General features: G+C 52.8%; 11 protein-coding genes. 8 read left to right on the top strand and 3 right to left on the bottom strand.

Annotated elements, in window-relative coordinates; translation table 11 throughout:
- Positions 1-186 (bottom strand): transposase (locus C230_RS21690; RefSeq protein WP_169332819.1); only part of this gene is annotated, 186 nt, incomplete at its 3' end.
- Between the two features lie 218 nt (positions 187-404).
- Here C230_RS21690 and C230_RS0101620 point away from each other — a divergent pair.
- The 7 genes from C230_RS0101620 to prfB all read left to right on the top strand — a co-directional run bounded on the left by C230_RS0101620 (position 405) and on the right by prfB (position 7,853).
- Positions 405-1,208 carry a basic amino acid ABC transporter substrate-binding protein gene (locus C230_RS0101620; RefSeq protein ID WP_018130334.1) on the top strand — a complete coding sequence of 268 codons (804 nt, stop codon included), beginning with the start codon at positions 405-407 and terminating at the stop codon, positions 1,206-1,208.
- Between the two features lie 163 nt (positions 1,209-1,371).
- Complete coding sequence (locus tag C230_RS0101615) at positions 1,372-2,133, top strand: amino acid ABC transporter permease (protein ID WP_018130333.1); 762 nt, start codon at positions 1,372-1,374, stop codon at positions 2,131-2,133.
- Positions 2,120-2,842: an amino acid ABC transporter ATP-binding protein gene (locus tag C230_RS0101610; protein WP_018130332.1), complete on the top strand. Its 723-nt coding sequence runs from the start codon at positions 2,120-2,122 to the stop codon at positions 2,840-2,842. The genes C230_RS0101615 and C230_RS0101610 overlap by 14 nt, the downstream gene beginning before the upstream one ends.
- Positions 2,843-3,062: 220 nt before the next feature.
- Positions 3,063-3,629 carry a ribosome hibernation-promoting factor, HPF/YfiA family gene (gene hpf / locus C230_RS0101605; RefSeq protein WP_018130331.1) on the top strand — a complete coding sequence of 189 codons (567 nt, stop codon included), beginning with the start codon at positions 3,063-3,065 and terminating at the stop codon, positions 3,627-3,629.
- 153 nt (positions 3,630-3,782) lie between these two features.
- On the top strand, positions 3,783-4,040 hold the full coding sequence (locus tag C230_RS0101600; RefSeq protein ID WP_018130330.1) for a hypothetical protein: 258 nt from the start codon (positions 3,783-3,785) through the stop codon (positions 4,038-4,040).
- Between the two features lie 168 nt (positions 4,041-4,208).
- Positions 4,209-6,581, top strand: coding sequence for a preprotein translocase subunit SecA (gene secA / locus C230_RS0101595; RefSeq protein WP_018130329.1), 2,373 nt, complete (start codon positions 4,209-4,211; stop codon positions 6,579-6,581).
- A 137-nt stretch (positions 6,582-6,718) separates the two neighbouring features.
- A protein-coding gene (prfB, locus tag C230_RS0101590; protein ID WP_156807306.1) for a peptide chain release factor 2 occupies positions 6,719-7,853 on the top strand; the annotation gives its coding sequence in 2 pieces (ribosomal slippage) (positions 6,719-6,799 and positions 6,801-7,853; 1,134 coding nt in all).
- Positions 7,854-8,044: 191 nt separating this feature from the next.
- Here the strand turns inward: prfB and C230_RS0101585 are convergent.
- On the bottom strand, positions 8,045-8,659 hold the full coding sequence (locus tag C230_RS0101585) for a superoxide dismutase (protein ID WP_018130327.1): 615 nt from the start codon (positions 8,657-8,659) through the stop codon (positions 8,045-8,047).
- A gap of 185 nt (positions 8,660-8,844) precedes the next feature.
- Here C230_RS0101585 and C230_RS0101580 point away from each other — a divergent pair, with 185 nt between their 5' ends.
- Positions 8,845-9,081, top strand: coding sequence for a hypothetical protein (locus tag C230_RS0101580; RefSeq protein ID WP_018130326.1), 237 nt, complete (start codon positions 8,845-8,847; stop codon positions 9,079-9,081).
- Between the two features lie 87 nt (positions 9,082-9,168).
- Here C230_RS0101580 and C230_RS23110 read toward each other — a convergent pair.
- On the bottom strand, positions 9,169-9,374 hold a 206-nt coding region (locus C230_RS23110), incomplete at its 5' end, for a hypothetical protein (RefSeq protein ID WP_211207984.1).

Below are 9,374 nucleotides of genomic sequence, written 5' to 3'. Positions count from 1 at the left end.
CTGATGCTTGCAGCGCGTGCATTGATACAGCTTACGGCTTTCCAGAAAGTAGAACGCAGCGTGCTCGCATTTGGGGCAACAGAAGCCGTTCGGCCAGCGGATCTGAAACAGATGCTCGCGGCATACGTCATCCGAATGAAATTTCTCTTGAAATCTCTTTAACGTCATCGCTTCTTGTTGAGCCATGCCAACCACTCCCGAACATTCGTTTGCATCTAGTATAACAAACAAATGTTCGCATGTGAAGGATTTGCTGAGGTAACTTGATATTCAAATTTGTAAATAATATCTGGTTGCATCTTTATTCGCATGCGTGTATATTAATTTTTGTGTACAAAATCATTGATTCTATAGATAATAAAAATGAGAATTTTCTACATAACACGAAGGGGGTCATTCCGATTATGAAGACAAGCAAGGCCTTGATGTTTGCCGCAACTCTGCTTTTGGGAACCGCGCTGGTTGGTTGCGGGAGCAAAACACAGTCACCGGGCCAAACAGGAGGTGGTGCTGCTCCGGCGCCGCAAGTCAAAGAATATGTGGTCGGAACGGATGCGGCTTATGCTCCGTTTGAGTCGCAAAACGAAAAGGGAGAAATCGTCGGGTTCGATGTGGACCTTTTGAAGGCGATTGCCGACAAAGCGGGCTTTAAAGTCACGTTCAAAAACACGCCTTGGGAAGGAATTTTCACCAATTTGCAAAATGGCGACCGCGACATTTTGATCTCCGCCATCACGATCACCGACGAGCGGAAAAAATCCATGGATTTCTCGGAACCATATTTTGAAGCCAAGCAATTGATCGCCGTCCCGAAAGATTCGAAGATCGCCAAGTTTGAGGATTTGAAGGGCAAGAAAGTGGGCGTTCAAACCGGAACCACCGGGGATGATGTGGTCTCCAAGCTACTCGGTAAAGACAACCCGAACGTGAAACGCTTTGAAAGCACGCCGCTTGCTCTGAAAGAACTGGCCAACGGCGGTGTGGAAGCGGTCGTGGCTGACAACGGCGTGGTGATCAACTATGTGAAAAACAACTCCGACAAAGGGTTTAAGATGATTGACGATCCTTCGTTCGAGAAAGAGTTTTACGGCATTGCGGTGAAGAAAGGCAACAAAGAACTGCTCGACAAGATCAACGACGGTCTGAAGAAGATCAAGGACGACGGAACCTACAAAAAAATCTACGATCAGTACTTCGGCACCAAGTAACGCTTCATTTGCATGATGCTGTATGCGCAAGAACGCAACTCTGCAGAGACAGGTTGCGTTTTTCCCTTATTTTGAAAGTTCTAGCAAATGGGGCGGCGAGTATGCTATAGTAGGTTCGTGCTTACTAGGATTGATTTTTGACGGGTAGAAGGTGGGTATTCGCATGAATTTTCGCTGGGACATTATTGTGAACTACATGCCTCTGTTTTTGCAGGGGGCAAAAGTCACCCTGCAAGTGACCGTGATTGCGGTTGTATTGGGCACGCTGCTCGGGCTTTTTTTGGGGATCGCCCGGCTGGCAAGGGTCAAACACGGGATTTGGAAATACGTGGTATCGATTTTCGTCAGGTGGCCGGCCATTCTGTATATCACTTTCTTTCGCGGAACGCCGCTGTTCGTGCAGATTTTGATCGTGCATTTCGGTTTGATGCCGATTTTGATCAATCAGACGGACGGCTTGCTGATTTCGGGGGAATTGGCCCGGCAAATCAAACTGGCTGAGACGGGGATGCTGTCCGGTGTGTTCTTTTCGGGGGTGGTCGCGCTGACATTGAACTCCGGCGCGTATATCGCCGAGATTTTCCGGGCGGGTATTCAATCGATCGACCGGGGGCAGACGGAAGCGGCCCGTTCGCTCGGATTGACGTATGCCAAAACGATGCGCTATATCATCATCCCGCAAGCGTTTCGCCGGATGCTGCCGCCGCTCGGCAACGAAGCGATCATGTTGCTGAAAGACTCCTCGCTGGTGTCGGCTGTCGGTTTGGGGGAGCTGGCGTATGCGGCACGGACCGCTTTTGGCGCCACCAGCCGTGTGTGGGAACCGTATCTGACGATTTCGCTGATGTATCTGGTCATGACGTTGGGGCTCTCGATCCTTGTCGCATGGCTTGAAAGGAGGTACGGCACAAGTGATTCGCGTTAAGGATCTGCATAAGTATTTTGGCAGGAATGAAGTACTGAAAGGCGTCACCTGTGAAATTAAGGAACGGGAAGTGGTCTGTGTGATCGGGCCGTCCGGTTCCGGGAAAAGCACATTTCTCCGTTGTTTAAACGGTCTTGAGGAAATCACGTCGGGCGAAGTGATCGTCGACGGTTTCAATATTGCCGACCGCCGCACCAACATCAACAAGGTGCGGGAAGAAGTCGGCATGGTGTTTCAGCGGTTCAACCTGTTCCCCCATATGACGGTGCTGCAGAATATTATGCTGGCCCCGATGAAGGTTCGTAAGGTGTCGGCGGCGGAAGCGGAAAAAAGGGCGCGCAATCTGCTGGCGAAAGTGGGCTTGTCGGAAAAGGCGGATGCGTATCCGGACTCGCTGTCCGGCGGGCAGCAGCAGCGGGTGGCGATCGCGCGGGCGCTGGCGATGCAGCCGAAAATCATGCTGTTTGACGAACCGACCTCGGCGCTCGACCCGGAAATGGTCGGGGAAGTGCTGGATGTGATGAAATCGCTGGCGCAGGAAGGGATGACGATGGTCGTTGTCACGCACGAAATGGGATTTGCCCGCGAAGTCAGCGACCGGGTGTTTTTTATGGACCAGGGGATCATTATGGAAGAAGGAACCCCTCAGAAAATTTTTACCAACGCGCAAAATGAACGGACCCGCGCGTTCCTGGGCAAAGTGTTGTAAATACCTGATCTGCCAATTTGAACCTTGGAATTTGTTTTTCCAAGGTCTTTTTTTGTTTTGGTTAGGTCACACTAGTTAGAGGAGGACCTCCTTGCTGCGGCTGTATGTGAAAAGTATGAACAAACCATAAAGCAATTGTTAATTTTCCGCAACCGGGAAGGTTTTTTGCGGCATGAGGCGAATAGGTATTAATACAGACAGGGAAGGAGGAGCAGTACCCATGAAAATCCAATTGCGTGGGCAGCATCTGGACATTACGGATGCATTGCGTGACTATGTCGAGAAGAAGATTGGACGCTTGGAAAAGTACTTTGACACGCCTCCTGTTCAACCCGTTCAAGTCACATTGTCGGTGGAGAATGATTCGCACATTGTGGAAGTGACCATGCCGTTTAACGGGATCCTGATCCGCGCGGAAGAACGTTCACCCGACATGTATGCTTCGATCGATCTGGTGGTGGAGAAACTGGAACGCCAGATTCGAAAACATAAGACCAAGTTGAACCGCCGCTTCCGGGAGCAAGGCATTCGCACCCTGTTTCGGGAAAACGGAGCGGCCACCGCATTGGCGATGGAAGATACGGAAGAAGCGGCCGAGGCGCCGGATGGCCGTATCGTCAAGGTAAAAAAATTCGCCTTCAAGCCGATGACGGCGGAAGAAGCGGTGCTGCAAATGGATCTGTTGGGACACGATTTCTTCGTGTTCTCGAACGCGGAAACGGAAGAAGTGAACGTCGTCTACCGCCGGCACGACGGCAATTACGGGCTGATCGAGCCGGAGTTTTGATATTCCCCTGGCGAACCGGAACTGTACGGAAGCGCCGAATACCCGAATCACCATGGTCTGTAGGGGGCTGGCCGAGAGGCCGGCCTCTTTTTTGTCGGTGAGCAGGCACCAGCCCAGGGCGTGGCGCATACGATGTAGCAGGAGGTGACCGACATGGCGTTTCTGACCGGAGTGGCCCAGGTTGTGGTGTTTCTGATCCTGCTCAAGGTGACGCACATCGTGTACTGGAATCTGCGCAAGTCGTATTTTATCCACCCATGGTTGCTGGAAACGGTGATCGCGGTTGTGCTTGTTTGGCTGTTTCACCTTGAGTCCGCCGTCTGGACGTGGGTGATCGTAACCTCCATTGCGCTCGGGCTGATACGAGGGGATCAGGAAGCGAAAACGGGGAACAGTCGGCAGCTTTTGTAAGTTAGGGCACCCAGGTATTAAGGTGACGAATCGTCACCTTTTTTTCTTTTTGAAACTTGACAAAACGATGGTATACTAGACGGTGGACACGAAGGTGGTTTACAATCGACTTATTGCGGGATTCACATCCTTGAACTTGCAAAAATTGGAGAGGAGTGGTACAACAGCATGTTGGGCCTCCTGAAGAAACTTGTTGGCGATTCGAACGAACGGGAAATCAAAAGATTATATAAAGTGGTTGATGTAATCAACGGCCTAGAGCCGTCAGTCGAGGCGCTGTCGGACGAGCAGCTGGCAGCCAAGACGGCCGAGTTCAAGCAGCGCCTGGAAAATGGGGAGTCGCTTGACGACTTGTTGCCGGAAGCGTTTGCGGTGGTCCGCGAAGCGGCGAAACGGGTGCTTGGCAAACGCCATTTTGACGTGCAGCTGCTTGGTGGAATCGTGCTGCATCAGGGTCGGATTGCCGAGATGGCGACCGGGGAAGGGAAAACCCTCGTTGCCACGCTGCCGTCTTACTTGAACGCCTTGATAGGCAAAGGGGTTCATGTCGTTACGGTAAACGATTACCTTGCCCGCCGCGACGCAGAGGAAATGGGCAAGGTCCACCGGTTTTTGGGGCTGACCGTGGGTCTTAACATTCACGGCATGGATCCGCATGAAAAGCAACAGGCGTATGCGTGCGATATCACGTATGGGACCAACAACGAGTTCGGTTTCGACTATTTGCGTGACAACATGGTGATGTCGCTCGACCAGATGGTGCAGCGTCCGCTGCATTATGCGATCGTCGACGAAGTGGACTCGATCCTCATCGATGAGGCGCGCACGCCGCTGATCATCTCCGGGCAGGCGGAAAAATCGACCGAACTGTATGTGCGGGCGAACATCTTTGTATCCAGCCTCCGGCCTGCCGATTACACGATTGACGAAAAAGCACGCTCCGTCGTTTTGACGGAACAGGGCGTGCAGAAAGCGGAACGATTTTTCAACATCAAAAATCTGTTTGATCCGGAAAACGTCACGATCAACCACCATGTCACGCAGGCGTTGAAAGCACATCATTTGATGAAGCGGGACAAAGACTATGTGGTGAAAGACGGCGAAGTGATCATCGTCGACGAGTTCACCGGCCGGATGATGCAGGGCCGCCGCTACAGCGAGGGGCTGCATCAGGCGATCGAGGCGAAGGAAGGTGTGAAAATCCAGAACGAGAGCAAGACGCTGGCGACCATCACGCTGCAAAACTATTTCCGGATGTATAAGAAACTGGCCGGCATGACCGGTACGGCGAAGACGGAAGAAGAGGAGTTCCGGTCGATTTACGGGATGGACGTGGTCGTCATTCCGACCAACAAGCCGAGCCGGCGGGTGGATCTGCAAGATGTGGTGTATAAGAACATCCGCGGCAAGTTTAACGCCGTTGTGGAAGAGATCGCGAAGCGGCATGCGGTCGGCCAACCGGTGCTGGTGGGCACCACCTCGATCGAGAAGTCGGAATACCTGTCGGAACTTCTGAAAAAACGGGGAATTCCGCACCAGGTGCTGAACGCGAAGCATCACGAACGGGAAGCGCAGATCGTGGCACTGGCCGGCCAGCGCGGCGCCGTTACGATTGCCACCAACATGGCGGGACGCGGTACGGACATCATCCTCGGTGAGGGAGTGGCGGAACTCGGCGGTTTGCATATCATTGGTACAGAGAGGCATGAAAGCCGGCGGATCGACAACCAGCTGCGCGGGCGTGCCGGCCGTCAGGGGGATCCGGGATCTTCGCAATTTTTCCTGTCGCTCGAAGACGATCTGATGCGGCTGTTCGGTTCGCAAAATATTATGGGCATCATGGAGCGGCTCGGACTGGAGGAAGACCAGCCGATCGAAGCGCGCATGGTGACTCGTGCGATCGAAAGCGCCCAGAAGAAAGTGGAGGGCAACAACTTCGACATTCGGAAGCACGTCTTGAAGTACGACGATGTGATGAACCAGCAGCGCGAGATCATGTATAAGCAGCGGCGGGAGATCCTTGAGCGGGACGATCTGTCCGACACTGTGAAGGGCATGGTGGAGGATCTGGTCAAATATGCGATCGATACCTACTGTCCGGAAGAGACGATCCCGGAAGATTGGGATCTGCAGGGGCTGCTCGAATACTCGGAGCGGTACTATCTGTCGCCGGGCAAAACCAGCGTGGAAGAACTGGCGCGTCGGGCGGACCGCGAAGAGTTGACCGAATATGTACTGCAGCTTGCGATGCAGGAATACGCGGAGCGGGAACAGCAGTTGGGTCCGTTCATGCGGGAATTTGAAAAAGTGGTGCTGCTGCGTACCGTCGACACCAAATGGATGGATCACATCGACGCGATGGACCACCTTCGCCAGGGGATCCACCTGCGGGCGTATGGACAACGCGACCCGTTGGTGGAATACAAGTTCGAAGGGTACGAGATGTTTGAGCAAATGATTCACAGTATCCGCGAAGAAGTCGTGTTGTATGTGTACAAGGCGAACATCGCAGTGAGTGAACAAACGCCGTTGCAAGCGTGACGGCTACAGGCCGCTTTTTGCCGCGGACCTATTTTTCATCGAAAGCTGCACAGCCTCTCATGGTGAATTGCTCGAACATATTTCTGTGGTCTGACCATTTGCCGGAAATGAAGATGATTGGCACGAGGTGAAGGAAATTGGCAACGAAAACTCCGGGTGAACTGAGACAGGAACTGCAAACTACAGCCAAGCGATTGGCGGACATCGGGAGGTCTCTTTGACCTTCCTGCGAAGAAAAATCGAATCGCCGCCTTGGAAGAGCAGATGGCGAGCCCGACTTTTTGGGACGATCAGGAGGCGGCGCAAAAGGTGATCAACGAAACGAACGCGTTGAAATCGTTGGTCGAACAAGTGGAGAAGCTGTCGCGGCAGCAGGAGGATTTGGAAGTGCTGCTTGAGCTGGCGCGGGAAGAGGGCGGCGAAAGCCTGTTTGACGAAGTCGAACAAGGTGTCGACAAGCTGGGACAGGATTTGTCCGAGTTTGAGCTGCAGCTTCTTCTGAACGAACCGTACGACAAGAACAACGCGATTCTTGAAATCCATCCGGGTGCCGGTGGGACGGAGTCGCAGGACTGGGCTTCGATTTTGCTCAGAATGTATACCCGCTGGGCGGAGGACAAAGGATACAAGGTGGAGACGCTTGATTATCTGCCGGGTGAAGAAGCCGGTATCAAAAGCGTCACGCTGCTGATCAAGGGATACAACGCGTATGGCTATTTGAAGGCGGAACGGGGCGTGCACCGCCTCGTGCGAATTTCGCCGTTTGACGCGTCGGGACGCCGCCATACATCGTTTGCGTCAGTCAATGTGATGCCTGAGATGGACGAGAATGTGGATATCGAAATCCGAGAATCCGATCTGAAGATCGACACGTACCGGTCTTCCGGGGCGGGCGGCCAGCATGTGAATACGACCGATTCGGCCGTGCGGATCACCCACATTCCGACCGGCATCGTCGTCACTTGCCAGAGCGAGCGGTCGCAGATCAAAAACCGTGCAACCGCCATGAAGATCCTCGCTTCCAAACTGTATGAACGACAATTGGAGGAAAGGGAAAAAGAATTGGCGGAATTGCGGGGGGAACAGCGGGACATCGCCTGGGGGAGCCAGATCCGCTCCTATGTGTTCCACCCCTACTCGTTGGTGAAAGACCACCGGACCGGTGAAGAAGTCGGCAACGTACATGCGGTGGTAGACGGTGCGATCGATTCGTTTATCGACGCGTATCTGCGGCAACAAGTCGGGAAGAAGACAAACGGCGAAGCATCCTGACGGACTGGCGACCGCTTTTTGATGATTTGGGCGGAGCAATTGCTTTTTTGCTCAAAAGGCGTACCGAACATTCGTGATGGCGCGGGTTTGGGTGCGCCTTTTCTGCTTTTTTGCGGGGAAATGAAAAGCCCATTTTCCCCTGTGGAGGAAAATGGGCTGCTTTCTGGTGCCCGGGATGGGCGCGCCCGCCATTACCCGCGTGCTGCTTGGTAACGCTTGTTGACTTCGTCCCAGTTGACGATGTTCCAGAAGGCGTTGATGTAGTCGGGACGCTTGTTTTGGTATTTCAGGTAGTAAGCATGCTCCCACACGTCCAGACCGAGGATCGGGGTGTGACCGTCCATCAGCGGGCTGTCCTGGTTGGCGGTGCTGTACACCTGCAGCTCGCCGTTTTGATCGACCACGAGCCATGCCCAGCCGCTGCCAAAACGGGTGGTAGCCGCTTTCGTGAATTCTTCCTTGAATTTGTCAAAGCTGCCGAATTTGCTGTTGATCGCGTCGGCCACAGCGCCGGTCGGCTGTCCGCCGCCGTTCGGGCTCAGGATCTGCCAGAACAACGAGTGGTTGTGATGCCCGCCGCCGTTGTTACGAACGGCAGTCCGGATGTTTTCGGGAACACTGTTGATGTTGCGCAGGAGGTCTTCGATGCTTTTTTCCTGAAGATCCGGATGGCCTTCCAAAGCAGCGTTCAGGTTGTTCACATATGTAGCGTGGTGTCTGCCGTGATGGATTTCCATGGTTTGCGCGTCGATGTGCGGTTCCAGAGCCGCTTTGTCGTACGGAAGAGCTGGTAATTGATGTGCCATTTTTGATTCCCTCCCACAAACGGATAGATTAGAATATTTCTATACTAATTAGCCTACCGTAATTTGCCTGAAAATGCAACGGAGGCACACTTAGAATTATATCTTGAATAAGTGTGATTATGCAGCGATTGGGGTACATTATCACGCAGGAGCCTATCAGGTGCAATCATGGAGGTGCAGAAGCGATGTCATGGTTGTCAGATGTGATGGAACGTAAAAAACTGGAGGAAAAGCTGTTTGCCTCCGACTGGTTTAAAGGACTGATGGAGAATGAGGAATTTCGGACTTCGTACGAGAAGAAATATTCGGTGCGGCTTCGCCTGGCGGATACAAAGTATCTAAAGGAACTGCTGGAATCGGAGAGGGCTCGCATGGATTTTGTGAATAAAGTGCTGCGGTCCGGTGAGGAGCAAGAGAAATGAAGATTGATGCACCGATACCGAAGCAATTTGCATTGGTTTTGGCTGAAAAACAATTTTGTTTCGTTTTGTTTTGGATTTCGTATTGAGTTACGTGTCAGACCGTGATAATATATCATCTGTCGTCGCGAGAGGTGCGGAGAACGCAAAGCGAACGGCGATAACAAAAGCATGTGATACGAAGTTAGAAATTGCCAGTTGCAATGGCAATGCGATTGTGGTAAATTGATAGTTGTCGCTGTTGAGCGGCAGCAACCAGATTCGTAATTTGGGCTCACAAGGGCAAGTGCCCAGGG

The organism is Effusibacillus pohliae DSM 22757, from assembly GCF_000376225.1.
In the GTDB taxonomy this organism is placed as follows: Bacteria; Bacillota; Bacilli; order Tumebacillales; family Effusibacillaceae; genus Effusibacillus; species Effusibacillus pohliae.
This window is presented reverse-complemented; position numbering and strand designations above follow the sequence as displayed.